The organism is Klebsiella sp. 141161 (assembly GCF_050600815.1).
Classification (GTDB): Bacteria; Pseudomonadota; Gammaproteobacteria; order Enterobacterales; family Enterobacteriaceae; genus Klebsiella; species Klebsiella aerogenes.
Genome location: NZ_JAQIRN010000005.1, coordinates 360,336 through 385,720, shown reverse-complemented (window position 1 = coordinate 385,720; position 25,385 = coordinate 360,336). Strand labels below are relative to the sequence as shown.

Below are 25,385 nucleotides of genomic sequence, written 5' to 3'. Positions count from 1 at the left end.
TGGGCTTACCAAATTATTGCCTTTCAGGTAACATCAAAAGCCCTTTTTACAACAGAAGATGTAATGCCCACTATGACTCAAGTCGCGAAAAAAATTCTGGTAACGTGCGCGCTGCCGTACGCCAACGGCTCTATCCACCTCGGCCACATGCTGGAGCACATCCAGGCTGATGTCTGGGTCCGTTACCAGCGAATGCGCGGCCACGAAGTCAACTTCATCTGCGCCGACGACGCCCACGGCACCCCGATTATGCTGAAAGCGCAGCAGCTTGGCATCACCCCGGAGCAGATGATTGGCGAGATGAGTCAGGAGCATCAGACCGATTTTGCCGGTTTCGATATCAGCTACGACAACTACCACTCGACGCACAGCGACGAGAACCGCGAGCTGTCGGAGCTTATCTATACCCGTCTGAAAGAAAACGGCTTTATTAAAAACCGCACCATCTCTCAGCTCTACGACCCGGAAAAAGGCATGTTCCTGCCGGACCGTTTCGTCAAAGGTACCTGTCCGAAGTGTAAATCCCCGGACCAGTACGGCGATAACTGCGAAGTCTGCGGCGCGACCTACAGCCCGACGGAGCTTATCGACCCGAAATCCGTGGTGTCCGGCGCGACGCCGGTGATGCGTGAATCTGAGCACTTCTTCTTCGACCTGCCGTCCTTTAGCGAAATGCTGCAGGCGTGGACCCGCAGCGGCGCGCTGCAGGAGCAGGTGGCGAACAAAATGCAGGAGTGGTTCGAATCCGGTCTGCAACAGTGGGATATTTCCCGTGATGCGCCGTACTTTGGTTTTGAAATTCCGAATGCGCCGGGCAAATACTTCTACGTCTGGCTGGATGCGCCGATCGGTTACATGGGTTCCTTTAAGAATCTGTGCGATAAACGCGGCGACACGACCAGCTTCGATGAATACTGGAAGAAAGATTCCAGCGCCGAGCTGTATCACTTCATCGGTAAAGACATTGTTTACTTCCACAGCCTGTTCTGGCCGGCCATGCTGGAAGGCAGCAACTTTCGTAAGCCGACCAATCTGTTCGTTCACGGCTATGTCACGGTAAACGGCGCCAAGATGTCCAAATCTCGCGGCACCTTTATCAAAGCCAGCACCTGGCTGAACCATTTTGATGCCGACAGTCTGCGCTATTACTACACCGCTAAGCTCTCTTCGCGCATCGATGATATCGACCTGAACCTGGAAGACTTTATCCAGCGCGTTAACGCCGATATCGTTAATAAAGTGGTCAACCTGGCCTCACGTAACGCCGGCTTTATCAATAAACGCTTTGACGGCATGCTCTCCGCTGAGCTGGCTGACCCGGCGCTGTATAAAACCTTCACCGATGCGGCTGCCGCTATCGGCGAAGCGTGGGAAAGCCGCGAGTTCGGTAAAGCAATCCGCGAAATTATGGCGCTGGCCGATGTCGCTAACCGCTATGTCGACGAGCAGGCGCCGTGGGTGGTGGCAAAACAGGAAGGCCGCGACGCCGACCTGCAGGCAATCTGCACCATGGGGCTGAACATGTTCCGCGTGCTGATGACCTGGCTGAAGCCGGTTCTGCCGGGGCTGAGCGCGCGCGCTGAAGCGTTCCTCAACACCGAACTGAGCTGGGACGCCATCCAGCAGCCGCTGCTGGCGCACAAGGTTAACGCCTTTAAGGCACTGTACAATCGCATTGAAATGAAACAGGTCGAAGCGCTGGTGGAAGCCTCTAAAGAAGAAGTTAAAGCCGCCGCCGCGCCGGTCACCGGTCCGCTGGCCGATGATCCGATCCAGGAAACTATCTCCTTTGACGATTTCGCCAAAGTGGATATGCGTATCGCGCTGATTGAAAACGCCGAGTTCGTCGACGGTTCCGATAAGCTGCTGCGCCTGACGCTGGATCTTGGTGGCGAGAAGCGTAACGTCTTCTCCGGCATCCGCTCCGCCTACCCGGATCCGCAGGCGCTGATTGGCCGCCTGACGGTGATGGTCGCTAACCTGGCGCCGCGTAAAATGCGTTTCGGCATCTCCGAAGGGATGGTGATGGCCGCCGGCCCCGGCGGGAAAGATATCTTCCTGTTAAGCCCTGACAGCGGCGCACAGCCGGGTCAGCAGGTTAAATAAACCTCGCAAAAGCGCTGCTCCGGCAGCGCTTTTTTTATTCCCTTCACGCCTTCTGTTGCGACAATGCGTAATCGCCATAATAATCATTACTGTCTGTTCCTCTCTGGACGCGCAATACCACTCAACATAGGGAATCGTGATGAAATTTAACCGCAAGATGGCTGGCGTGCTGGCCGTATCCGTTCTGCTGGCGGCGCTCGCCGGCTGCGATAATAAAAAAGAAGAGAGTAAAACCTTTGCGCTGAATACTAACGGCGTCGAACTCAGCTTTACCTACCACTATGACGGCGACAAAGTACTGCGTCAGGATGCCGACAACACCATTCCCTATAAATCGATCGGCGCCGAAAATAAAGAACAGGCGCGGGCCATTATTGAGCCGATTAGCAGCGTGTATCGTAATCTACAGGGCGTTGAGCAGACCATCGACTATAAAGATTCCTACGCGCTTGAGCATCTGACCGTGGATTTCAGCAAAGCGAAAATCAGCGAGCTGTGCAAACTGCCGGGCTCGATGTTCACCGACTGCTCACAGCAGTTTGTTTCGCTATCCGTGTCAACTAAGCTGCTGGAATCGCAGGGTTTTAAAGAAGTGAAGAAGTAAAGAGAGACAGGGCCCGGGCGCAGACCCGGGTCACTTCTGGCGCTTAGCCTTTGGCGTGCTCGCGCTCGGTAAGACCGCGCAGGAAATAGCGCAAAAACTGATCGCCGCATTCGCGGTAGTTTTTGTGGTCCGGCGCGCGCATCATGGCGGTAATTTCCGGCATCGACACGCGGAATTTTTGCTGAGTCAGGATCGCCAGAATGTCGTCAGTCTTCAGCGAAAAGGCGATACGCAATTTTTTCAGTACGATATTGTTATTCACCCGGCGCTCAACCGCCAGCGGCGGCGCCGACTCGTCTTTGCCGCGCTTGTCGTAAATCAGACCGTTGAGGAAATTCGACAGTACGACATCCGGGCAGCGCGCAAACCCTTCTTCGTCTTCTTTTTTCAGCCAGGGTACCAGTTGTTCCGCACTCACCGGCGCATCCGCCAGCGTAAAGATGCGTACCAGACCGTTATTATTCGTTTTCAGGGTGTAGCGCAGGCTACGTAAAATATCGTTACTGATCATAATGCCTTCATGATGAAAAATGCTGGCGCTAAGTCTACCATGATTCCGCTTTTTTACAGACCAATCGCCTCTTTCAGGCTTTTCAGATAGCGGCGGCTGACCGGCACCGTTTGTCCGGCGCGCATTAACAATTCCGCCTGCCCATTCTCCTCAAGGCGGATCTCCTTCAAATGCGCCATGTTAACGAGATATTGACGGTGGCAGCGCAGCAGCGGCGTACGGCTTTCCAGCGTACGCAAAGTCAGTTCGGTAAAGCCTTCTTTACCTTCACTATCGGTGACGTAAATCCCGCTCATTCGGCTGCTCACAAAAGCCACATCCTCCATTTGCAGTAGCCAGATGCGGCTGTGGCCGGTACAGGGAATATACTTCAGCGCCTGCTGGGCATCATCCAATAGTGATACATCCTGCAGGCTGCGCTCGTGGCGCAGGCGACTCAGGGTTTTCTCCAGCCGGGCGTTTTCGATAGGCTTGAGCAGATAATCGAAGGCGTGCTCTTCAAAGGCCTTCACCGCATACTCATCGAAGGCCGTTAAAAAGACGATATAGGGGCGATGTTCTGGATCGAGCATACCAACCATCTCCAGCCCACTGATACGCGGCATTTGAATATCCAGAAACAGCACGTCCGGGCGCAGCTTATGCACTGCGCCAATCGCCTCGACGGCGTTGCCGCATCCGCCGACGATATCAATATCGCTTTGCGCCTCCAGCAGGATGCGCAGATTTTCCCGCGCCAGCGGCTCATCATCGACGATTAAAACTTTTAGCATGCATTCTCCTCCACAGGCAGTCTCAGCGTGATGCGGGTATATTGTTCCGCTTCGCAAGTGACGCTAATTCCGCAGTCGGCGCCGAAGCGCGTGCGCAGTCGTCTGTCCACCAGACTCATCCCAAGCCCGCTGGCATTAGGGTTATCCCGGTAAAGCCCGGCATTGTCTTCCACGTCCAGCTGTAGCCAACGCTCATGCTGACTGGCGCGAATGGTAATTTCGCCTACGCCAAGATGCTGAGAAGTGCCGTGCTTGATTGCGTTTTCAACTATCGGCTGTAACGTAAATGCCGGTAGTTGCAGGTGCTCAAGCGACGCAGGCACCTGCATGCGTATCTGCAAATTATCCTGGAATCGCGCCTTCTCAATTTGCAGATAGGCATTCACATGTTCAATTTCATCCGCCAGGGTGACGATCTCCGTTGGTCGCTTCAGATTTTTGCGAAAGAAGGTCGATAGATACTGCACCAGCTGTCCGGCCTGATCGCTATCGCGGCGGATCACCGCCTTAAGGGTGTTAAGGGCGTTAAACAGAAAGTGCGGGTTGACCTGGGCGTGTAGCAACTTAATTTCCGACTGGGTCAGCAACGCTTTCTGCCGTTCATACTGGCCAGCGAGGATCTGCGCCGACAGCAGTTGCGCTATCCCCTCCCCCAACGTGCGGTTAATCGAGCTGAACAGGCGGTTTTTCGCTTCATACAGCTTGATGGTGCCAATGACCCGTTGATTCTCACCGCGCAGCGGAATGACCAGCGTCGAGCCCAGTTTACAGCCAGGATGAATTGAGCAGCGGTATGGCACCTCGTTGCCGTCGGCATAAACCACTTCGCCGGTATCAATCGCCTTTTGTGTATAGGACGAGGAGATAGGTTTACCTGGTAGATGATGATCGTCGCCGATACCGGTAAACGCCAGCAGCCTGTCACGGTCGGTAATCGCCACGGCGCCGATATCAAGTTCCTGAATCAGCACCTGAGCGACCTTCATACTGTTCTCTTCGTTGAATCCCTGGCGCAGGATCCCCTCGGTGGAGGCTGCCACCTTTAGCGCGGTGGCGGAAAAAGCCGAAGTGTATTTCTCAAACATCGCCCGTTTATCCAGCAGGATACGCATAAACAGCGCGGCGCCGACGGTATTGGTAACCATCATTGGCGCGGCAATACTCTGCACCAGGTGCAGCGCATCCTGGAATGGCCGCGCAATCAGCAGGATTATCAGCATCTGTACCAGTTCAGCGAAAAAGGTTATCGCCCCGGCGGTGAGCGGGCTGAAAACTTTATCCGGACGTCCGCGTTTAATCAGAATGCTGTGCACCAGGCCACCGAGCAGCCCTTCAACAATGGTCGACACCATACAGCTTAGCGCCGTCATTCCGCCCAGCGAATAGCGATGCAGGCCTCCGGTCAACCCCACCAGACCGCCGACCACCGGGCCGCCGAGAAGGCCGCCCATCACTGCGCCAATAGCGCGTGTATTAGCAATAGAGTCTTCGATATGTAGACCGAAATAGGTCCCCATAATGCAAAAAATCGAGAAGGTGACATAGCACAGCAACTTATGCGGCAGACGCACGGTGACCTGCATCAGGGGGATGAACAGCCGCGTTTTACTCATCAGCCAGGCGATGACCAGAAACACGCACATCTGCTGGAGCAGCAGCAATACCAGATCGAACTCGTACATACCCGCCAACCACACAACCTTTGAAAGCGCGTAACATACACTGACCGCTTATAACTTTCTTTGAAGCGATACAAGAAAATGATAAATCATGGTGACGATCACACTTCTCACCGTCTCGTCGTCGCCGTAAAGTGCAAAAAATGAACAATTGATAAACCCCTTCTACAGTTAAATGAGGAGAACACGGCGGGAGGGGAAAATGGCGCTGTATACGATAGGCGAAGTGGCTCAGCTTTGTGATATCAACCCCGTGACGCTGCGAGCCTGGCAGCGACGTTATGAACTTATCAAGCCGCAACGCACCGATGGCGGCCATCGTTTATTCAATGACAGTGAAATCGATCGCATCCGCGAAATTAAGCGCTGGATTGATGCCGGCGTTCAGGTCGGCAAGGTAAAAAATCTGCTGCCCGATCGCGAAGCGGATGTCGAAGACGGCTGGCGCGAACAGCAGGAAATTTTGCTCGGTTTTCTGCAGGAAGGTCATTACCAACGGGTGCGGCTATGGCTCAAAGAGCGCAGCCACAGCTATAGCGCACAGATGCTGGTGCATCATCTGCTTAATCCGCTTCGTCACCGCCTGCTAAGCCCTCAGCCGACTTTACTGGCGCTGCGTAGCCTGCTCGATGGTATCTTAATCAACCACATCGCCCAATGTCTCGCCCACGCCTGGAAGCGCCCCGGTCATCACGCGGTGGTGGTGGGTTGGAATACCGATGACACCACTCAATTGTGGCTGGAAGGGTGGATCGCCTGCGAGCAGGGCTGGCGGGTGGATATTGTCGCGCATTCGCTTAGTCAGATCCGCCCGCAGCTATTTCCCGACAGTACCCTGCTGGTGTGGTGCCCCGCGCCGCCGGGTAGCCCGCAGGCAGCGCAGCTCCGCGAATGGGAACAGCGGGAAAATCTGATCTGGCTAAATAGCAATTAATGTTTCATTAACACCTGCGCTTCACCGTATAATCCCACCGTTAACAAAAGGAGCCTATCATGAAGCCTGCGAAAATCGCGGTCATTACCCTCTTCTTATGCATGGCCATCGGCGGGATCGGCGGCGTCATGCTGGCGGGTTACTCGTTTATTGTTCGCGGTGGTGTCGGCTGATCCACTGGTTCAGCCGTTCAAAAAAGCGGTCGATAATGATCGCGGCGAGCGCCACCAGCAGCGCCCCCTGCAGCACATAAGCGGTATTAAAACCGCTGAGGCCGATAATTATCGGCGTGCCGAGCGTGTTGGCGCCCACCGTTGAGGCAATGGTTGCCGTACCAATATTGACGATGGTCGAGGTGCGGATCCCGGCCAGCATTACCGGCGCCGCCAGCGGCAGCTCCACCTTACACAACCGCTGCCAACCGCTCATCCCCATCCCCTCGGCAATATTCAATACCCCAGGCGATATCGAACTTAATCCAGCCAGCGTTCCCTGCAGCACGGGCAATATTCCGTATAGCGCCAGCGCAATAAGCGCTGGCTGCCAGCCGAACCCCATCACCGGCACCGCGATCGCCAGTACCGCTACCGGCGGAAATGTCTGTCCCATGGCGGCGATGGTTTCCACCAGTGGGCGAAACTCTCGTCCGGCGGGTCGGGTGACGAGAACCCCCGCCCCCACGCCGATAACCGTCGCGGCAATACTGGAGAGCGCCACCAGCCAAAAGTGGGCCAGCGTCAGCGCCAGAAAACTCTCCTGCTGATACACCGGGCGCGGCAGCTCCGGAAACAGCCAGCTAAACAGCGGCGCACTGTGGGGCAATGCCAGCAGCAGCGCGATAAACAGCGCCACCAGCCACAGCAGCGGATCGCGAAGCGCCTTCACGTCGTGCCCCTATCGTGTAGCAGGTCTGCAAAGTGCAACGTACCACACGCTTCGCCCTGTTCATCGACCACCGGCAAAACGTCGCGGCGGTGGGCCACAAATTGCGACAGCGCCTCGCGCAACGTCATAGAGACGTTCAGCGCATCGCCCGTCAGCCGTTCATCCCGGCGCAGGTAATCCCCAACGCCGCGTAGCGAGAGCAACCGAACGCCCAGTTCGCTACGGCCAAAAAAGGTTTCAACAAAAGCGTTTTTCGGCTGCAGCAGCATTTGTAACGGCTCCCCCTGCTGCACCACTTCGCCGCCGTCCATCAGCACCAGATGATCCGCCAGGCGTAGCGCTTCGTCGATATCATGGGTGACGAGCACGATCGTGCGCCCAAACAGACGATGAATGCGCAGCATCTCCTGCTGCAACGCTTCGCGGGTGACCGGATCCAGCGCGCCAAATGGCTCATCCATTAACAGCACCTCCGGGTTGGCCGCCAGCGCCCGCGCCACACCAACGCGCTGCTGCTGGCCGCCGGAAAGCTGATGCGGGTAGCGATCGCGCAGCAGAGGTTCCAGGCCAAGTAACGCCATGAGTTCATCAATCCGCTCGTTAATTTTTCCGCGCGGCCACTTTTGCAGCTGCGGCACGGTGGCGATATTCTGCGCCACCGTCCAGTGTGGAAACAGGCCGATAGACTGAATGGCGTACCCCATACGGCGACGTAGCGTCAGCAGCGGCTGTCGGCGGATATCCTCGCCGGCGAAGCGTATCACTCCGCTATCCTGTTCCACGAGTTGATTAATCATCTTCAGAGTGGTCGATTTTCCGGAGCCGGACGTCCCTATCAACACCGAAAACGCCCCCTCGCGCAGATGCAGGTTGAGATCCTTTACCGCCGACTGCCCGGCAAAGGCTTTATTCACCCCGTCGAACTCAATCATGCGCCTCTCCTTTTAGCAACGCGCCCCATAGCGCAAACACGGCGTCCACTACCACCGCCAGCGCAATCGTCGGAATGACCCCCAGCAGCACCAAATCCAGCGCGCTGCTGAGGAGCCCCTGAAACACCAAAGCGCCGAAGCCGCCCGCGCCTATCAGCGCCGCCACCACCGCCATACCGACGGTCTGCACGCTGACCACCCGCAAGCTGCGCAGCAGAATTGGTAGCGCCAACGGCATTTGGACCTGGCGGAAACGCTGTCCGCCGCTCATTCCCATCGCGGTCGCGCTTTCCAGCGCCTCGCGCGGTACCTGTTGCAGCCCGGTCACCACCCCACGCACCAGCGGCAATAGCGCGTACAGCACCAGCGCGATCAGCGCCGGCGCCAGACCGGTTCCGGAAATGCCAATATCCCCCAGCCACGGAAAATGGCGCGTCAACCCGGCCAACGGCGCAATCAACAAACCGAATAGCGCCACCGAGGGAATAGTTTGAATCACATTAAGGAAGGTGAATACCGGCGCCTGCCAGTGCGGTCGCCGCCAGAGGGCGAAGCCTATCGATAGACCCAATAATAATCCGGGCAGCAACGTCCCGAACAACAACCACAGGTGCTGACGCAGCGCGTCATTAAAGACATCCTCACGGTTAGCATATTCTTTCAGCAAAGAGAGTTGATCGAGCGACCCATGCCACAGCAGCAGGCACGGTAGCAGCCAAAGCTGCGCATTCAGCAACCAACGCCACAGCGCTCGCGGCGTCAAACGGCGAATAATATCGCTGGCAATCAGCAGGCATAGCGCGAGAGCAAGCCATAATCCGCTACCGGGAGAAGTACGCGCCAGCGGGGAGCCCTGTTGCACCAGCTGTAGCGCGATTTCTCCGGCGCCCCACATTAGTAAAGGCAGGAGTAAATCGGCAATAAGCAGACTACCGAGCAACGCCAGACGACCGGGGAGCCAACACATTAGCAATAACAGCAGCCCCCCCGCCAGCTGCGCCGCCGCCAGCCACGGCATCTGCGTCCAAAGCCAACGCGCTTCCCCGGAGAGCAGACGGTTAGGGGCATAAGTGACAAACGGCAGCGCCGCCACGGCCAACAGCAGTAGCGTGAGCAGCAGCGCCACGCGGTTATAACAACGAATAGTCACCAGTCCTTACTTCAGCAGCCCTTTTTGTTGCAGGTAATCGGCGGCCACGCTCTTCGCGTCACGCCCTTCAACGGCAATGCTGGCGTTTAATTTCTGCAATGTTTTTTCATCGAGGCTGGCGAACACCGGCTCCAGCCACTGCGCCATCTGCGGATACGCCTTCAGCACCGCGTCGCGCACAACCGGCGCCGGCGCGTAAATGGGCTGCACGCCTTTTGGATCGCTCAGGGTTTGTAACCCCAGCGCCGCCACCGGCCCATCGGTACCATAGGCCATCGCCGCGTTAACGCCGGAGGTTTGCTGTGCCGCCGCTTTGATCGTCACTGCGGTATCGCCGCCCGCCAGCGACAACAGCTGATTCTGATTAAGCTTAAATCCGTAAGCTTTTTCAAATGCCGGCAGGGCATCGGCGCGCTCAATAAACTCCGCGGAAGCCGCCAGTTTAAAATCGCCGCCCTTCTGCAGATAGGCGCTAAGATCGGCCAAAGAAGTAAGATGATTTTGCTCTGCCACCTCCTGTCGCACCGCGATAGTCCAGGTATTATTGGCGGGAGCCGGGGTCAGCCAGATCAGCTTGTTTTTTTCCGCGTCCAGCTTTTTAACTTTTTCATAGCCCTGTTTGGCGTTTTTCCACGCCGGATCATTTTCATCTTTAAAGAAGAAAGCCCCGTTGCCGGTGTATTCCGGATAGATATCCAGCTCACCGGCGGTAATCGCTCCGCGAACCACCGGCGTGGTGCCAAGCTGAACTTTATTGATCGTTTTCACACCGTGGCTTTCCAGCACCTGCAAAATGATATTGCCGAGCAGCGCCCCTTCTGTATCAATTTTCGAGCCCACCTTCACCGGTTCTGCCGCCAGTGAAGAGCAGCTGATGAGTACCAAGCCTGATACGATTGTCTTAATGTTTATTTTGCTCATCAATTTTCACCACTCCTCATATCTCAGTACTAAAGCTTAGGCGCTAAGCTAAAATTCATCAAAGAAAAGTAGCAAAACAATAAAATCATGAACCTTAAAAAACATTAAAAGAAAATCGTCACTTTACTTCATGCATTAAATGCCGAATATCGAACATTAAATATTGCATCCCTCGTCCAAAATCACGATACTTCAACAATTAAGATTTAACGAAAGATTCCCCTCTAGATAGAGCATGAATCAATGAATTAGAAAATAATAATTCAAATAACGAATTCATGATCACCCCACACCCATTTTAAATGGATAAGTAATGCTTAACTCATGCAGGTGAAACAATTTCCATCAGAACGGATTTATCTAATGAAATTTTTACTGAATGAACATATCGTTTTCGATTTCGACACCAGCACAATATTCACCGAAGAATCTCCTGACGATCCAATACAAATTTCGAACCCTGCCAAGAGACTTCTTTATTTATTACTCTCCCATTCCGGGGAGGTTGTTTGCCGGGAAGTATTATTCAAAAAAGTTTGGGATGACTTTGGTATGGTTTCCAGCAATAACAATCTTAATCAATGTATTAGTAAATTACGCCGAATACTACGCCATTTTAATCAGAGCGAAGAAATTATTATTACCGTCCCGAAAGTGGGATTTATGCTAAACAAGCAAATTGTTGTTGAAGAACTTGTTGAACATACCCCTCCGATTGCCAATACATCAGCAATCATATCCGATTGTCCAACAGTAAAACTATCACAGTATCATAGGCAACATTTTGCGCCGGGGTTGTGGACATGTATCTTCGCCGCATGTTGTGTATCCATATCGCTAATATTATTAATCACATTTCTATTTTTCAATAGCTCACATCACCAGGATGAATTATTAATAGGTTCAGCAAGAACCTGCGCAGTACGGATTGCAGAAAATGCAGCCGATCTGGCGACAATATCTAGTTTTAAAAAAGATGTCCTTCAGAGTCTGCAACAACTTAATTTACACTGTAACCATGATCAATATATTCTGCTGGTTCGTAATGAATCTCTCACGTCCAGAACGTTGGGGGTATCACGTTACTCCCCTCTTTTGTGCGAAAAAATAATATCAAACGAATCAGATATTTGCCTAAAAATACAAATATCAACAATTCTCAAGTAGCGCAATAATATCGCAAGCAAAATAGCCAAATGCTCCACTCGTTAGATGGCCACATAAATATTCACCTACTAAATTAATCAATAAAAATTAATAACCAAATAAAATAAGAAAATGAAAGTTAACCACCAAAATAAAAATATAAATAATAAGAAAGTGATATTTAATATTTACAATAAATTCATTCGACAATATTATTCAATCTACATGAATACCTGCCGCGAGAAACATGAAGGAAAGATCGAAAACATCAACCTTTATCTAGCTCCAGCTCTAGCAATTATTATGAGTCAGGCATCATGCAACAAGGGAATTATATACATTATTTTAATATAGGATAGATTTATATGTTTAAGAAAAATATTTTAGCAATCCTGACAGGTTCTTTGCTGCTTTCCGCAAACGCGATGGCAGCTTCAGATAATACCATTAGTTTCCAGGGCGAAGTGAGTGACGAAACCTGTTCCGTCGCTATCAATGGCAATCAAACTTCACCCGTTGTACTACTGCCTACCGTTAGCAGCACTGAACTGGCCGCCAGTGGCGATACCGCAGGCCAGGCGACTTTTGATATTGGCCTGACTGGCTGTACTGGCAACACCGCTGCAGAGACAAAAATCTCCACCGTATTCGTCGGCAACCAGGTCACCACTAACGGCAACCTTGGTAACACCGGAACCGCAGCAAATGTCGAAGTACAAATTCTGGATACCGCCGGTAAGGCAATTAACCTGACTGACAGCTTCAAAGGGGATGGTGACCTGACGCTGGCAGCAGGCGAAACCGAAGCCAGCGCAACGTATACCGCACAGTACTACGCCAACGGCAAGGCAGCTGCAGGTACTGTAGAAGCCACCATGCAGTACGCCGTGTCTTACCAGTAATCGTTTATATGTGGCCTACTGCGTTTATGTAGGCCACATTTTTAGCCTTCATGGAGCCGTTGAAATGGTAAAGGACTTTATCCGTTATGGCATTCGATATCTCACTGGCGTGGCGCTTATATTACTGCCACTGACCTTTTCATGGGCCAGCGTGACGCTATTAGGTAGCCGTATAATTTATCCTTCAGATGTCACATCCGTGGACGTCCAGTTAAAAAACAACGATACGTTCCCTTATGTTGTACAAACATGGTTTGATAATGGCGATATCGACGCCGACCCACAGGCTGTCGGCACTGTCCCTTTCCTGGCAACGCCGCCCGTTTTTCGTATTCAAGCGAAATCTGGCCAGGTTGTCCGTGTTGTATACAGTAAGACCAAAGCATTACCGCTGGATCGCGAATCGGTTTTTTGGTTTAACGCCCTACAGGTTCCGCCAGCTAACGTTAACGGCGATAAAAAGCAAAATAAAATGCTGGTGATGCTGCGTACGCGTATCAAATTATTTTATCGCCCAGCCAAATTAGGCGCACCAGGAAATCTGGTTAAAAAACTACAAATAAAAACGGTTTTCGACGCAAATAAAGGCACTGGTATTAACGTTATTAATCCACACCCCTGGTACGCCTCTATTAGCAATCTAACGGCGAGCGCCAGCGGCAAAACGTATACACTGAAAACCGATATGGTTGCCCCATTCAGTAACCAAATATTTTGGCTGCCGGAAAATAATAATGCCAAACGGACTACTGGTAGCGTAAATGTCACCCTGGTTAACGATCAGGGCGCAAGGATTAGCGAGCGATATAATGTTACTTATCCCTGAACTCCCCCCGCAAAAACTTGCAGTGCTAGTCGGCTTACTTTGCATTAATCCTGCTTTAGCCGAAGATTTCTATTTTGATCCTAACTTATTCCAGGGTTCGTCCTATGGTCAAAATATAGAGAAATTTAACCAACCGCACACCGCCTCTGGCCTTTATGTGGTGGACATTTTCGTCAATAATACACTAGTGAAATCTGGCGTACCGATTCAGTTCAAAGCCTTAGAGAATGAAAAGGATACTGAACCCTGCCTGCCGCTGGCAATCATGAAAACCGCGCAAGTAAAATCATTACCCGAAAAAGATGATGCATCATGCCGCTCCCTAACTCAGTGGGTGCCGCAGGCTAAGTGGGATTTTGAAGCAGCGATACTTCGTTTATCTCTGACTATTCCAATGACCGAACTCAATCGTGTTCCGCGCGGGTATATCCCACCAACGGAATGGGATAGCGGCGCCCTGGCGCTTTTTTTTCGCCACAATAGTAGCTATACCGTCACCGAGAATACCGACAATAACTCTCGCTATCAGTATTTATGGAGCGGGATTAATGCTGGAACCAATCTTGGATTATGGCAAGTGCGCCATCAGGGAAATATGCGTTATGCCGATAGCGACGAAAGTGGAAACGAATATCACTACGATAGCGTTCGTACCTGGATGCAGCGGCCTATCCAGCAAATCAATAGCGTCATCAGCGTGGGTGATAATTATACCGACTCAAGTCTATTTGGCAGTATTTCCTTTAACGGTGTCAAACTTGCCACTGATGAACGAATGTGGCCTCAGGGAAAACGCGGTTACGCGCCAGAAGTTCGTGGTGTAGCGGCAAGCAGCGCCCGGGTAGTGGTGAAACAGCTGGGTAAAACTATCTACGAAACCAATGTTCCGCCTGGGCCGTTTATCATTGACGATCTGTATAACACCCGTAATCAGGGGGATTTACAAGTCGAAGTGATTGAAGCCAGTGGTAAAACGTCTTCTTTCACCGTTCCCTATTCCGCGGTGCCTGATTCCGTTCGTCCAGGCAATTGGCATTATTCGCTCGCCTTAGGGCGCGTACGCCAATATTACAGCGTTGATAATGACTTTTTCGAGGGAACGCTGCAGCACGGGATCAATAACAATGTCACTATTAATCTCGGTTCCAGAATCGCCGAGGACTACCAGGCCTGGCTGGCCGGTGGAGTCTGGGCCACCTGGCTTGGCGCATTCGGCGTAAATGCCACCCGGTCTAATGCTATCGTGGAAGATAATAATCGCCATCAGGGCTGGCGCGCGGAATTGAGCTATAGCAAAACCTTCGAAACCGGCACCAATCTGGTACTGGCGGCATACCGATATTCAACAGATGGATTCCGCGATCTCCAGGATGTTTTAGGTGTTCGACGCCAGCAAGAAACTGGGACTGATTATTATTCGGATACCTTACAACAGCGTAATCGCCTCTCCGCTACCATTAGTCAGCCGTTAGCAGGCTTCGGTACCTTAAATTTAAGCGCCAGTACGGCGGATTATTATAGTAATCAGTCACGACTCACCGAACTACAGCTTGGTTACAGCAACCAGTGGAAACAAATAAGCTACGGCATCAACGTCGCCCGCCAGCGCAGCACCTGGGATTACGGCCATTACTATTACGGCGTTGACGACGAATCAGACAGCAGTACGCAGGAGAAATATACTGAAACCACCGTTTCGTTTAATGTTTCCATTCCATTGGATTGGGGCGAAAACCGCACTTCGATGGCCATGAACTATAACCAAACGCACGAAAGCCGCTCATCAACCATATCGATGACCGGCACCAGCGGCGATAACAGTAATTTGTCATGGTCGGTGTATGGCGGCTATGAACGCTACCGCAATGGCGATAGCGGGTCATCGTCAACCTTTGGCGGCAATGCCCAGCAAAATACGCGAATTGGCGCCCTACGGGCCAGCTACGATCAGGGCAATAACTATCGCCAGAGCGCGATTGGCGCGTCCGGAACAATTGTTGTGCACCCTGGGGGAATAACCGCAGGGCCATACGCCAGCGATACCTTCGCCCTAATTCACGCTGATGGCGCAGAGGGAGCTGAGGTACAAAACGGCCAGGGCGCAGTTATTGATCGTTTTGGTTATGCCATCTTACCGTCGCTTTCTCCTTACCGCGCCAACACCGTCGCTCTGAATACACAAAAAATGAACAGCAACGCTGAATTAACCGGCGGTAGCCAACGCGTCGTACCCTATGCTGGCGCCATTGCACGCGTTAATTTTGCCACCCTTTCCGGAAAAGCCGTGCTGATCAACGTAAAAACCCGCGATGGCCATCTGCCGCCGATGGGCGCCGACGTGATAAACGGTGAAGGAGCGGTAATTGGGATGGTCGGCCAGGGCGGGCAGATTTACGCCCGTATCGCCACGGCCTCGGGCTCGCTATTGGTGCGCTGGGGAGATAACAACGCCCTCTCCTGTCGGGTGAGCTACCAAATCGATTTAAAAACCAATGACGATCTTCAGTATCTGGATAAGATCTGTGAAAAGGATTAACGCTATGCGTTCGGCTATTCATTTATTATTACTCATTGCCGCGATGGCTACGGCGGGGATATCTTCGGCATCCTGCATCAGGGTGACCAGTTCGTCGTCATTATCCTCAGCCGCAAAAGCGGCAGGTTATACCGCCGCCAGCTGGAGCGGAGCCTGTGACACCTGCACCAGCAACATCGGTCTGCCCTCGGTCATAAGCGTCAACTCCGGGAAAAATTTTCAGCCGGCGGGGACGCTCCTCGCCAGCGCCGTCGGCAACTTCCTGACCGCGTCAACTAATCAGACCTATGGGAGTAATCAAGTCCTGTTTCGCTGTGCGCTGGCAGATGCGGGCAGTTTATACGAAATGTACTCAACCAACGGTGACAGTACCTATGCCGGCAAATATGCGGTATCCGATGTCGACGGCGCTTATTATGACGCGGAAAAAAATGTCGCCGTACGCATCACCAACTTGAGTACAGGGGAGTACTACAGCCGTTACTGGAAGGAGCGGCAGCTTACATCAGATAGCTGGTATCAGGATGATCAATACATTTATATCCCGGCAAGCGCCTTCAGCAACGTGCTATATGAAATGTATAAAACGGATGACACAGCCTACTATGTTTACTCCAACGCTACGAACAAAGACGTCTGGAGCCAACCTCGCGGTTATATTGCGTTCAAAGGACCTGGTTTAGCGACCAATGCGCTCTCTCCTGGAGAAGATCACAACACCCATTATGATGGCTGGTATAGCCTGTGGCCTGGCGGCTGGAGCACCTACAACAATGTCACCTACGTACGCGGCGCGCTTTGCCAGATAAAAGATTATCCCTCAGTGGTCACCTTGCCACCGATTGCGGTTGGCGCACTTGCGGCGGGCGGCAGCAGCCAACGCCCTTTCACCGTCAGCCTGGAGTGCGAGTCTGGAGCGAAGTCGAGCACATCAGCTTCCACCAGCAGTTCAGCCAACGTCGCGATGGTTTTTTTAGTTAACCAACCAACCGCGGTCGCCGCAGCACAATCATTAGGACTGGTCACCTCCGGCGGCGGGCTAACGTGGCTATTGGATACCCACTATGGAAGCGGCGGCATCGCCTCAGGTGTTGGGATCCGTATTTACAATCAGTCAGGAAATGCGATCAATTTATTGCCTGACAGACAAAGCACCGGCAGTGGAAATAGCCGCGGCTGGTATGCGTATCAGGATCTCACATCGCTCATCTCCTCTGGCAGTACCAATATCTACAGCGGCGATTTCACCGCCTCGCTGGAGGCGATAAGCGGTCAAACCATTACAGCAGGGACGGTGAATGCGCAGCTTCAGGCAGTGGTCAGCTTTCAGTAAAGCGCTGGCTTTCGCATTGCTGGCAGCGGCGGGAACGACCCGCCCTGCCCTGGCGATAGTCAACGTTGAAAAAACCCGCGTCATTTTCGCCGCCGGCGAAATGTCACAGGCAATTACGTTATCTAATGACGGCGAGACGCCTATGCTTTTGCAAACCTGGAGCGACAAGGGTGATATCGCCGCTTCGCCGGATAGCCGTGACACGCCTATTGTCGTACTGCCTCCGGTGTTCAAAATGCAGCCCGGCGAACTGCGTTCGCTGCGCTTAATGCTTACTTCACGGCAAATTTTAGCCGCGGACCGCGAAAGCCTGTTTTGGCTCAATCTCTATCAAATCCCCCCCAACACTAAAACCGCTGACACCGGATCACGTCAGGTTATCCTGCCGCTGCGGTTACGGTTAAAGGTTTTTGTTCGTCCGGCAAATTTGAAAGCGCCAACCCCCGATACGGAACAGCAACTGAGATTTAGCGTGGAGGGGAAAACCATCACCATCGATAATCCCACGCCGTGGTTTATGAGCATAAGCGTGCAGCCAGGTATGCAAAAATCGATTGATAACCTGCTTATCCCGCCAAAATCAGGTCAAAAGATAGAGTCTAGCCAACCGCTACAGCGCAGCGACGCCATACGTTACTCGGTAATCGGCGATGATGGAAACGCCAGGAATTACGCCGCAACACCGCAATTTATGCATTAAAAAACCCCTTCCGTTTCTACGGAAGGGGTTTGTACTCTCAAACATATTGCTGGTTACAGCAGCTCAAACTCGCTCTGCTTAACGCGGGCGGAATCCACCCCAATAAAGACGTTGAATTTGCCTGGTTCGGCAACGTATTTCATCTGCTGGTTCCAGAATTTCAGCGCTTCAACATCAATCGGGAAGCTAACGGTTTGCGTCTCGCCCGGCTTGAGATTCACCTTTTTAAAGCCGCGTAGCATTTTCACCGGCCGGCTCATCGACGCGGTCACGTCCTGCAAATAAAGCTGGATCACCGTCGCCCCTTCGCGCTTGCCGGTGTTGGTCACCTGCACGCTGGCGGTCACGCTGCCGTCGCGCGGCATCGTTGGCGCCGACATTTTGACATCAGAAACGCTAAAGGTGGTGTAGCTCAGGCCATAGCCAAATGGATACAGCGGGCCGTTCGCTTGATCGAAATAACGCGAGGTGTATTTATTGGGCTTTTCCGGATTATACGGACGGCCGGTATTCAGATGGCTGTAGTAGGTCGGGATCTGCCCCACCGAACGCGGGAAGGACATCGGCAGCTTACCGGAAGGGTTATAATCGCCAAACAGCACATCGGCGATTGCATGCCCGCCTTCAGTACCGGCAAACCAGGTCTCCAGCAGCGCATCAGCCTGCTGATCCTCTTTCACCAGCGCCAGCGGACGGCCGTTCATCAGCACCAGCACCAGCGGCTTACCGGTCGCTTTCAGCGCGCTAATCAGGTCGCGTTGGCTTTGCGGCAGGGTGATATCGGTACGGCTGGAAGCCTCATGCGCCATGCCCTGCGCTTCGCCCACTACCGCAACGACCACGTCGGACTGTTTCGCCGCCGCCACGGCTTCATCGATCATCTCCTGCGGCGAGCGCGGGTCGACTTGCACTGCTTTCTCATACAGGTTAAGGAAATCGACAATGCCTTTATCGTCGGTAACGTTAGCGCCTTTGGCATAAATCACTTTGCCTTTATCGCCCAGCGCTTCTTTGATGCCGGTCAGCACGGTGACCGACTGATCGGCCACGCCCGCCGCCGACCAACTGCCCATCATGTCGCGCTTGCTATCCGCCAGCGCGCCCACCACCGCGATGGTGCCGGATTTTTTCAGCGGCAGGGTATCGAGACGATTTTTCAGCAGCACCAGGCTTTCTCGCGCCACTTCACGCGCCTCTTTACGATGCAGACGGCTTTCGGCGTTGGTGTCCTGCGGGTCGGATGCTTTCGGCCCCAGGTGGCTGTACGGATCGTTGAACAGCCCCATATCATACTTGACGTTGAGCACGTGACGGGTAGCGTCATCCAACTCGGCCATCGTCACCTTGCCGGATTTCACCAGCCCCGGCAGATATTTGCTGTAGTACTCATCGCTCATGCTCATGTTGATACCGGACTTCAGCGCGACGCGCACCGCGTCTTCCGGGTCGGAGGCGACGCCGTGTTTAATCAGCTCTTTGATGGCGCCATGGTCGGAAACGGTGATGCCTTTGAAGCCCCACTGGTCGCGCAGGACGTCTTTCAGCAGCCAGGAATCGGCAGTGGCCGGAGTACCGTTGAGCGAGTTTAGCGCCACCATCACCGCGCCGCTGCCGGCATCGAGACCGGCTTTATACGGCGGCATATAGTCGTTGAACAGACGTTGCGGGCTCATATCGACGGTGTTGTACTCTTTGCCGCCTTCAACCGCGCCGTAGGCGGCGAAGTGTTTAACGCTGGTCATCACCGAATAGCGGTCTGCCGGGCTCTTGCCCTGCATCGACTCCACCATCGCTTTACCCATCATGGTGGTCAGGTAAGTATCCTCGCCAAAACCTTCGGAGGCGCGGCCCCAGCGCGGGTCGCGAGAGACGTCGACCATCGGCGCCCAGGTCATATTAAGACCATCGTCAGCCGCTTCGTAGGCCGAGATACGCCCGACGGTATTCACCGCGTCGAGATTAAAAGAGGAGGCCAGACCGAGGCTTATCGGGAAGACGGTACGCTGGCCGTGCAGCACATCGTAGGCGAAAAACAGCGGGATCTTCAGGCGGCTTAGCTGCATCACCTGATCCTGCATCACGCGGATATCAGGCCGGGTTACGGTATTAAAAATCGCCCCTACCTGACCGTCTTTGATCATTTCCCGGATCGCCTCTTTCGGGTTATCCGGGCCGACGCTGATTAAGCGCAGCTGACCGATTTTTTCATCGACCGTCATTTTTTTCAGCAGTTCGCTAACAAACGCATCTCGCGCCTCAGGCGTCAGCGGATGGTTACCAAACAGCTCATCGGCCAGCGCGGGTTGCAGCGCCAGGCTCACGGCGACGCCAACAGTACACAACCATTTCATTATTATGTATCCCTCTTTGATTCGGTGCTAATAGCCCAGCGAAAACGCAGCAAAAACCGCAGTTTGCCATATATATAAACAACGCGCCCGTAGAATGCTAAGGTTCTTATCTGATTTATAGAAACATTCATGCACCAAATTGTCATACAAAGCGGTATGCTAACAGCGATATAGCTTTCCTGTGCCCACAAGGAGTGAATCATGTCATCTGCAACAACAATAAATAACCCTCCCTTTTTGGCGGAACTGGCGCGGCTGGTTGGCTCCTCGCATCTGTTAACCGATCCGGCGAAAACCCAGCGTTACCGAAAAGGTTTCCGCTCCGGCCACGGCGATGCGCTGGCGGTGGTGTTCCCCGGTACCCTGCTTGAACTATGGCGAGTTCTCAGCGCCTGCGTCCAGGCTGACAAAATTATCCTGATGCAGGCGGCGAATACCGGCCTCACTGAAGGCTCCACCCCGAGCGGCAATGATTACGATCGTGAAATTGTCATTATCAGCACGCTGCGTCTGGACAAGCTGCACCTGCTGGATAAGGGCGAGCAGGTGCTGGCCTACCCTGGCACCACCCTCTATTCACTGGAAAAAGCGCTAAAACCGCTGGGCCGCGAACCGCACTCGGTGATCGGCTCTTCTTGCATCGGCGCATCGGTTATCGGCGGTATCTGTAACAATTCCGGCGGTTCACTGGTGCAGCGCGGGCCTGCCTATACCGAAATGTCGCTGTTTGCGCAGATTGACGCCGACGGCAAGCTGAAATTAGTCAACCATCTGGGAATCGATTTAGGCGCGACGCCGGAACAAATCCTGAGCCGCCTCGACGATGATCGTATCAACGATGCCGACGTGCAGCATGATGGCCGTCACGCCCACGATCACGATTACGTCACCCGCGTGCGCGATGTCAACGCCGATACCCCGGCTCGCTATAACGCCGACCCGGACCGCCTGTTCGAATCCTCCGGCTGCGCCGGTAAACTGGCGGTCTTCGCCGTTCGTCTCGATACTTTTCCGGCGGAAAAACGCCAGCAGGTGTTCTATATCGGCACCAATCAGCCGGAAGTGCTCACCGAAATCCGCCGTCACATCCTCGCTGAATTCAATAATCTGCCGGTGGCCGGCGAATATATGCACCGCGATATTTACGATATCGCCGAAAAATATGGCAAAGACACCTTCCTGATGATCGATAAGCTCGGCACCGACAAAATGCCGTTCTTCTTCACCATGAAGGGGCGCACCGACGCGATGCTGGAAAAAGTCTCCCTGTTCAAGCCGCACTTCACCGACCGCTTTATGCAGAAGCTCGGTCATGCCTTCCCGGCGCACCTGCCGGAGCGTATGAAAACCTGGCGCGATAAGTACGAACATCATCTGCTGCTGAAGATGGCCGGCGACGGCATCGAAGAAGCGCAGAAGTGGCTTACGGAGTATTTCCAGCAGGCTGAAGGCGATTTCTTTGCCTGTACCGCGGAAGAAGGCAGCAAGGCATTCCTGCACCGCTTCGCCGCCGCCGGCGCGGCGATCCGCTATCAGGCGGTACATGCCGACGAAGTGGAAGATATTCTGGCGCTGGACATCGCCCTGCGCCGCAATGACACCGAATGGTTCGAACATCTGCCTGCGGAAATCGATAGCCAGCTAGTCTACAAACTCTACTATGGCCACTTTATGTGTCACGTCTTCCACCAGGATTACATCGTGAAGAAAGGGGTCGATGCGCACGAACTGAAGGAAAAAATGCTGGATCTGTTGAAAGCGCGCGGCGCGCAGTACCCGGCGGAGCACAACGTCGGCCATCTGTATGAAGCGGCGGAGAGTTTAAAGCGCTTCTATCGCCAGAACGATCCCACCAACAGCATGAATCCGGGTATCGGCAAAACCAGCAAACAAAAATACTGGGGCGAGGCGCAGAAGCCGACGGAAGCACAATAATCGTCAACCAGGACTATTCAGCCGCCGGGCTTCTGTATTACGCTGCAGGCCGGAGAAAAAGACTCTCCGGCCAATTAGCTTGAGGAGCCCCCATGTCCGCCAAGGATAAGTTACAAGACGCCGACTTAGAGATCCGCGAAGCGCTGCCTGATGACGCGCATGCGATTGCCGCGCTGTACGTCTGGCACGTGCTTAACGGCCGCGCCTCATTTGAAGAGATCCCGCCTACCGTCGACGAAATGCGTAAGCGAATCAAAACTGTACGCGATAACGGGCTTCCCTGGCTGGTCGCGCTGTGGCGCGGCACCATCGTCGGCTACTGCTACGCCACCTTTTACCGCCCTCGCCCGGCGTACCGCTATACGCTGGAAGAGTCGATTTACGTTGAGTCCGGCATGGGCGGGCGCGGCATCGGCAGCGCGCTACTGACGCGGCTCATTGCGCAATGTGAACAGGGGCCGTGGCGGCAGATGCTGGCGATTATCGGCGACGGACATAACAACGCCGGCTCGATTGCCATTCATAAGAAATTTGGCTTTACCGTTGCCGGACAGCTGCGCAGCGTCGGCTATAAGATGGGAGACTGGCGCGATACCCTAATCATGCAGCGCCAGCTTGGCGACGGCGACTGGACGTTACCAGAGTGATATCAAAATTCCCGGATTACGGCGTAATCCGGGGAAGGACAAATTAATCGTTCTGCGCGGTCTGCGTGCCGCCTTTCAGCATCGCTTCCGCCATCTGCGCTTCACGCTGCTTTTTATAACTCAATGCGGATGCCGGAACCGGCATCACCTTGCCGGTTTCAATCCAGGTCCGTAAACGGCTGGCGTCGGCAAAGTGGGTATATTTGCCAAACGCGTCCATTACCACCAGCGCCACCGGGCGTTGGTTAATCACCGTGCGCATAATCAGGCAGTGGCCGGCGGCGTTGGTAAAGCCGGTTTTGGTCAACTGAATATTCCAGTTATCGCGATACACCAGGTGGTTGGTATTACGGAACGGCAAGGTATAAGCCGGATGCGCAAAAGTGGCGGTATCTTCTTTGGTGGTGCTTAGCTGGCCGATCAGCGGGTATTGTTCGCTGGCGATCAGCAGCTTAGTCAGATCGCGCGCCGTGGAGACGTTATGCACCGACAGGCCGGTCGGCTCAACATAGCGTGTATGGGTCATCCCCAGCGCCTGCGCTTTGGCGTTCATCGCGCGGATAAAAGCGTTATAACCGCCAGGATAGTGGTGCGCCAGGCTGGCGGCGGCGCGGTTCTCCGAGGACATCAGCGCCAGCAGCAGCATATTGCGGCGGCTAATTTGGCTGTTAAGACGCACGCGGGAATATATGCCTTTCATCTCCGGCGTCTGGCTGATATCAACGGTCAGCATTTCGTCCAGCGGTAAATGCGCATCCAGCACTACCATGGCGGTCATCACTTTGGTAATAGACGCCATCGGGCGCACCAAATCGGGCTGGCTGGCGTAAATGATTTTCTTGGTCGCCAGATCGACGATCATCGCGCTACCGGAAGCGATATCCGGCTGTGAAGCGGCGGTTACCGCACTGGTTTTTGCTATCGCCTGGGGCGCAAAAGGCACAGCCAGCAGCAAAGTCAGGCTGAGCAAAGAAATTCGAAAATTCGGCATCATGGGCATTCTGAAAAGTATTTTTGCACGCTATAGAACGTACGCCGCGGCGTAAAGTGAGCTACGCCGCTGGCAAACGCCATCATACCGCGTCATAACGCCCTGAGGCCAATAAGAATCGTGAGTAAATGCTGCATTGCCGACATAATTATTCATTTCTGCCGGCAATGCATTTGATTAGAAGAGTCGGTACCCGTAACCCCACAGCACGACGGTAATCGCCAGCAGCACTTCCAGCACCAGCACCCCGATAGCCAGTGTCGAGCTGGCGAAGCTGAGCCCCTCTTCCTTATTAATACTCAGGAAGGTCGGAATCCCCAGATACAACAGATAACCGGTGTAAAACAGCGCGATGGTGCCTATCAGCGCACACAGCCATACCAGCGGATAGAGCGCCACGATCCCGCTTAAAAAAAGCGGCGTCGCGACGTAGCCGGCAAAGACCATACAGCGTTTCAGCGACGGCTGTTGCGGATAGCTTCTGGCCATCCACCAGATCACCCGCCCCATCACCGCCACCCCGGCCAGCATCACGGCGTAAAACAGTACCGCTAATACCAACCCGGTCATCAGCGAGAGCTTAATCACCGTACCGTCGCCGAAGTTCCAGCCGAGCTGCGTCGTACCGATAAAGGCGCAGATAACCGGAACCGCCGCCATCACCAGCACATGGTGCGTGTAGTGATGCGAAACGGTCTCATTTTCACTCTTGATCACGCTCATCTCTTGATTAGGATGAGAGAAGAGTCCCCAGACATGGTTCATAGCGTCCCCCTTGTCACGGCTTCGTACAGCACTGATCCAAGTATAATTCACTCTGTAGATTATTTTGTGTACAGCGATAAAAATCCGCTTCAGCGCGTTTTAATGATCAAGGTGTATGATTAAGGGACTGGTAAGAGTAGGAGTTTATGTTTATATGGATATCAATCACCTGATTTCCCAATACGGCTACGCGGCGCTGGTTATCGGCAGCATCGCAGAAGGTGAAACCATCACCATCCTTGGCGGCGTGGCGGCGCATCAGGGTCTATTGAAGTTTTCGTTGGTGGTCATCGCCGTGGCCTTAGGCGGCATGATCGGCGATCAGCTGTTGTATTTCCTCGGACGCCAGTTCGGCGGTAAGCTACTGCGCCGCTTTTCGCGGCAGAAGGCGCGGATCCGTAAAGCGCAGCGCCTGATTCAACGCCATCCCTATCTGTTCGTTATCGGCACCCGCTTTATGTACGGCTTTAGGGTTATCGGCCCGGTTTTGATCGGCGCCAGCCGCTTGCCGCCGAAAATTTTTCTGCCGCTGAATATTTTCGGCGCCATCGTTTGGGCGCTGATTTTTACCACCCTGGGTTATCTCGGCGGCGAGGCGATCGGCCCGTGGCTGCATCATCTCGATCAGCACATCAAACACTGGATCTGGCTGATTCTCGTAGTGGCGCTGGTGGTCGGAGCCCATCTGTGGCTGAAACGCCGGGAAGCGAAAAGAAAAGCGGAAGATACAGAGGATGATAATCAATAGCGGCGGCGCG

General features: G+C 53.6%; 23 protein-coding genes. 13 read left to right on the top strand and 10 right to left on the bottom strand.

Going from position 1 to position 25,385, the window contains the following annotated elements; all coding sequences use genetic code 11:
- Positions 1-72: 72 nt before the first annotated feature.
- The gene (metG, locus tag PGR79_RS15925) at positions 73-2,106 is read left to right on the top strand and encodes a methionine--tRNA ligase (RefSeq protein ID WP_045377042.1); all 2,034 of its coding nucleotides are present in this window, start codon (positions 73-75) and stop codon (positions 2,104-2,106) included.
- 139 nt (positions 2,107-2,245) lie between these two features.
- Positions 2,246-2,710 (top strand): YehR family lipoprotein, encoded by a 465-nt coding sequence (locus PGR79_RS15920; RefSeq protein ID WP_015365748.1) that lies wholly within the window; start codon positions 2,246-2,248, stop codon positions 2,708-2,710.
- Positions 2,711-2,753: 43 nt separating this feature from the next.
- On the opposite strand, the gene PGR79_RS15915 is transcribed toward PGR79_RS15920, so the two are convergent.
- Genes PGR79_RS15915 through PGR79_RS15905 form a run of 3 tightly spaced genes read right to left on the bottom strand, consistent with a single transcriptional unit; the run spans position 2,754 to position 5,676 of the window.
- Positions 2,754-3,221 (bottom strand): DUF1456 family protein, encoded by a 468-nt coding sequence (locus tag PGR79_RS15915; RefSeq protein WP_064736829.1) that lies wholly within the window; start codon positions 3,219-3,221, stop codon positions 2,754-2,756.
- A gap of 53 nt (positions 3,222-3,274) precedes the next feature.
- Entirely contained in the window at positions 3,275-3,994 is a 720-nt protein-coding gene (btsR, locus tag PGR79_RS15910) for a two-component system response regulator BtsR (RefSeq protein ID WP_430922017.1), read from the bottom strand.
- Positions 3,988-5,676 (bottom strand): sensor histidine kinase, encoded by a 1,689-nt coding sequence (locus PGR79_RS15905; protein WP_087860182.1) that lies wholly within the window; start codon positions 5,674-5,676, stop codon positions 3,988-3,990. Before PGR79_RS15905 ends, btsR begins: the two co-directional genes overlap by 7 nt.
- 199 nt (positions 5,677-5,875) lie before the next feature.
- Here PGR79_RS15905 and PGR79_RS15900 point away from each other — a divergent pair, with 199 nt between their 5' ends.
- Entirely contained in the window at positions 5,876-6,607 is a 732-nt protein-coding gene (locus tag PGR79_RS15900; protein ID WP_087860181.1) for a MerR family transcriptional regulator, read from the top strand.
- A gap of 59 nt (positions 6,608-6,666) precedes the next feature.
- Positions 6,667-6,780 carry a protein YohO gene (locus tag PGR79_RS15895; protein WP_015365743.1) on the top strand — a complete coding sequence of 38 codons (114 nt, stop codon included), beginning with the start codon at positions 6,667-6,669 and terminating at the stop codon, positions 6,778-6,780.
- Here PGR79_RS15895 and PGR79_RS15890 read toward each other — a convergent pair.
- Genes PGR79_RS15890 through osmF form a run of 4 tightly spaced genes read right to left on the bottom strand, consistent with a single transcriptional unit; the run spans position 6,755 to position 10,495 of the window.
- Positions 6,755-7,492, bottom strand: a complete 738-nt coding sequence (locus tag PGR79_RS15890) for an ABC transporter permease (RefSeq protein ID WP_087860180.1) — start codon at positions 7,490-7,492, stop codon at positions 6,755-6,757. The two genes, PGR79_RS15895 and PGR79_RS15890, sit on opposite strands and share 26 nt — an antisense overlap.
- On the bottom strand, positions 7,489-8,424 hold the full coding sequence (locus tag PGR79_RS15885) for an ABC transporter ATP-binding protein (RefSeq protein ID WP_430922014.1): 936 nt from the start codon (positions 8,422-8,424) through the stop codon (positions 7,489-7,491). The genes PGR79_RS15890 and PGR79_RS15885 overlap by 4 nt, the downstream gene beginning before the upstream one ends.
- A complete protein-coding gene (locus tag PGR79_RS15880; protein WP_430922012.1) occupies positions 8,417-9,574 on the bottom strand; it encodes an ABC transporter permease in 1,158 nt (385 codons plus the stop codon). The genes PGR79_RS15885 and PGR79_RS15880 overlap by 8 nt, the downstream gene beginning before the upstream one ends.
- A gap of 6 nt (positions 9,575-9,580) precedes the next feature.
- Positions 9,581-10,495 carry a glycine betaine ABC transporter substrate-binding protein OsmF gene (gene osmF / locus PGR79_RS15875; protein ID WP_271031698.1) on the bottom strand — a complete coding sequence of 305 codons (915 nt, stop codon included), beginning with the start codon at positions 10,493-10,495 and terminating at the stop codon, positions 9,581-9,583.
- A 363-nt stretch (positions 10,496-10,858) separates the two neighbouring features.
- Between osmF and PGR79_RS15870 the strand changes: the two genes are divergently transcribed.
- The 6 genes from PGR79_RS15870 to PGR79_RS15845 all read left to right on the top strand — a co-directional run bounded on the left by PGR79_RS15870 (position 10,859) and on the right by PGR79_RS15845 (position 17,938).
- The gene (locus PGR79_RS15870) at positions 10,859-11,662 is read left to right on the top strand and encodes a winged helix-turn-helix domain-containing protein (protein WP_430922009.1); all 804 of its coding nucleotides are present in this window, start codon (positions 10,859-10,861) and stop codon (positions 11,660-11,662) included.
- 344 nt (positions 11,663-12,006) lie between these two features.
- Complete coding sequence (locus tag PGR79_RS15865) at positions 12,007-12,543, top strand: fimbrial protein (RefSeq protein WP_213316988.1); 537 nt, start codon at positions 12,007-12,009, stop codon at positions 12,541-12,543.
- A 64-nt stretch (positions 12,544-12,607) separates the two neighbouring features.
- Complete coding sequence (locus PGR79_RS15860; protein ID WP_213316987.1) at positions 12,608-13,369, top strand: fimbria/pilus periplasmic chaperone; 762 nt, start codon at positions 12,608-12,610, stop codon at positions 13,367-13,369.
- Complete coding sequence (locus tag PGR79_RS15855) at positions 13,353-15,905, top strand: fimbrial outer membrane usher protein (RefSeq protein ID WP_430922007.1); 2,553 nt, start codon at positions 13,353-13,355, stop codon at positions 15,903-15,905. Before PGR79_RS15860 ends, PGR79_RS15855 begins: the two co-directional genes overlap by 17 nt.
- Positions 15,906-15,909: 4 nt before the next feature.
- Complete coding sequence (gene stbD, locus PGR79_RS15850) at positions 15,910-17,238, top strand: fimbrial usher protein StbD (RefSeq protein ID WP_430922005.1); 1,329 nt, start codon at positions 15,910-15,912, stop codon at positions 17,236-17,238.
- A complete protein-coding gene (locus tag PGR79_RS15845; protein ID WP_430922003.1) occupies positions 17,204-17,938 on the top strand; it encodes a fimbrial assembly chaperone in 735 nt (244 codons plus the stop codon). The genes stbD and PGR79_RS15845 overlap by 35 nt, the downstream gene beginning before the upstream one ends.
- Before the next feature lie 53 nt (positions 17,939-17,991).
- Here PGR79_RS15845 and bglX read toward each other — a convergent pair whose 3' ends face one another.
- Positions 17,992-20,289: a beta-glucosidase BglX gene (bglX, locus tag PGR79_RS15840; protein ID WP_213316984.1), complete on the bottom strand. Its 2,298-nt coding sequence runs from the start codon at positions 20,287-20,289 to the stop codon at positions 17,992-17,994.
- Between the two features lie 201 nt (positions 20,290-20,490).
- Between bglX and dld the strand changes: the two genes are divergently transcribed.
- Both dld and PGR79_RS15830 read left to right on the top strand, forming a co-directional pair.
- Positions 20,491-22,224 (top strand): D-lactate dehydrogenase, encoded by a 1,734-nt coding sequence (gene dld / locus PGR79_RS15835; protein WP_213316983.1) that lies wholly within the window; start codon positions 20,491-20,493, stop codon positions 22,222-22,224.
- 92 nt (positions 22,225-22,316) lie between these two features.
- Positions 22,317-22,871 (top strand): GNAT family N-acetyltransferase, encoded by a 555-nt coding sequence (locus tag PGR79_RS15830; protein ID WP_015365736.1) that lies wholly within the window; start codon positions 22,317-22,319, stop codon positions 22,869-22,871.
- A 43-nt stretch (positions 22,872-22,914) separates the two neighbouring features.
- Here PGR79_RS15830 and pbpG read toward each other — a convergent pair whose 3' ends face one another.
- Together pbpG and PGR79_RS15820 are read right to left on the bottom strand one after the other, a co-directional pair.
- Entirely contained in the window at positions 22,915-23,865 is a 951-nt protein-coding gene (pbpG, locus tag PGR79_RS15825; protein WP_161799877.1) for a D-alanyl-D-alanine endopeptidase, read from the bottom strand.
- A 174-nt stretch (positions 23,866-24,039) separates the two neighbouring features.
- A complete protein-coding gene (locus PGR79_RS15820) occupies positions 24,040-24,627 on the bottom strand; it encodes a Yip1 family protein (RefSeq protein ID WP_087860174.1) in 588 nt (195 codons plus the stop codon).
- Between the two features lie 154 nt (positions 24,628-24,781).
- Between PGR79_RS15820 and PGR79_RS15815 the strand changes: the two genes are divergently transcribed.
- Entirely contained in the window at positions 24,782-25,375 is a 594-nt protein-coding gene (locus PGR79_RS15815) for a DedA family protein (RefSeq protein WP_087860173.1), read from the top strand.
- Positions 25,376-25,385: the final 10 nt, after the last annotated feature.

What these genes read in the sequence shown, in the direction of transcription:
- PGR79_RS15855 (WP_430922007.1), top strand. Translation starts at nt 13,353, where the DNA reads ATGTTACTTATCCCTGAACTCCCCCCGCAAAAACTTGCAGTGCTAGTC.
- PGR79_RS15885 (WP_430922014.1), bottom strand. Translation starts at nt 8,424, where the DNA reads ATGATTGAGTTCGACGGGGTGAATAAAGCCTTTGCCGGGCAGTCGGCG.
- btsR (WP_430922017.1), bottom strand. Translation starts at nt 3,994, where the DNA reads ATGCTAAAAGTTTTAATCGTCGATGATGAGCCGCTGGCGCGGGAAAAT.
- metG (WP_045377042.1), top strand. Translation starts at nt 73, where the DNA reads ATGACTCAAGTCGCGAAAAAAATTCTGGTAACGTGCGCGCTGCCGTAC.
- PGR79_RS15900 (WP_087860181.1), top strand. Translation starts at nt 5,876, where the DNA reads ATGGCGCTGTATACGATAGGCGAAGTGGCTCAGCTTTGTGATATCAAC.
- bglX (WP_213316984.1), bottom strand. Translation starts at nt 20,289, where the DNA reads ATGAAATGGTTGTGTACTGTTGGCGTCGCCGTGAGCCTGGCGCTGCAA.
- osmF (WP_271031698.1), bottom strand. Translation starts at nt 10,495, where the DNA reads ATGAGCAAAATAAACATTAAGACAATCGTATCAGGCTTGGTACTCATC.
- PGR79_RS15905 (WP_087860182.1), bottom strand. Translation starts at nt 5,676, where the DNA reads ATGTACGAGTTCGATCTGGTATTGCTGCTGCTCCAGCAGATGTGCGTG.
- PGR79_RS15915 (WP_064736829.1), bottom strand. Translation starts at nt 3,221, where the DNA reads ATGATCAGTAACGATATTTTACGTAGCCTGCGCTACACCCTGAAAACG.
- dld (WP_213316983.1), top strand. Translation starts at nt 20,491, where the DNA reads ATGTCATCTGCAACAACAATAAATAACCCTCCCTTTTTGGCGGAACTG.
- PGR79_RS15895 (WP_015365743.1), top strand. Translation starts at nt 6,667, where the DNA reads ATGAAGCCTGCGAAAATCGCGGTCATTACCCTCTTCTTATGCATGGCC.
- PGR79_RS15870 (WP_430922009.1), top strand. Translation starts at nt 10,859, where the DNA reads ATGAAATTTTTACTGAATGAACATATCGTTTTCGATTTCGACACCAGC.
- PGR79_RS15920 (WP_015365748.1), top strand. Translation starts at nt 2,246, where the DNA reads ATGAAATTTAACCGCAAGATGGCTGGCGTGCTGGCCGTATCCGTTCTG.
- PGR79_RS15845 (WP_430922003.1), top strand. Translation starts at nt 17,204, where the DNA reads ATGCGCAGCTTCAGGCAGTGGTCAGCTTTCAGTAAAGCGCTGGCTTTC.
- PGR79_RS15865 (WP_213316988.1), top strand. Translation starts at nt 12,007, where the DNA reads ATGTTTAAGAAAAATATTTTAGCAATCCTGACAGGTTCTTTGCTGCTT.
- PGR79_RS15830 (WP_015365736.1), top strand. Translation starts at nt 22,317, where the DNA reads ATGTCCGCCAAGGATAAGTTACAAGACGCCGACTTAGAGATCCGCGAA.
- stbD (WP_430922005.1), top strand. Translation starts at nt 15,910, where the DNA reads ATGCGTTCGGCTATTCATTTATTATTACTCATTGCCGCGATGGCTACG.
- pbpG (WP_161799877.1), bottom strand. Translation starts at nt 23,865, where the DNA reads ATGATGCCGAATTTTCGAATTTCTTTGCTCAGCCTGACTTTGCTGCTG.
- PGR79_RS15860 (WP_213316987.1), top strand. Translation starts at nt 12,608, where the DNA reads ATGGTAAAGGACTTTATCCGTTATGGCATTCGATATCTCACTGGCGTG.
- PGR79_RS15820 (WP_087860174.1), bottom strand. Translation starts at nt 24,627, where the DNA reads ATGAACCATGTCTGGGGACTCTTCTCTCATCCTAATCAAGAGATGAGC.
- PGR79_RS15815 (WP_087860173.1), top strand. Translation starts at nt 24,782, where the DNA reads ATGGATATCAATCACCTGATTTCCCAATACGGCTACGCGGCGCTGGTT.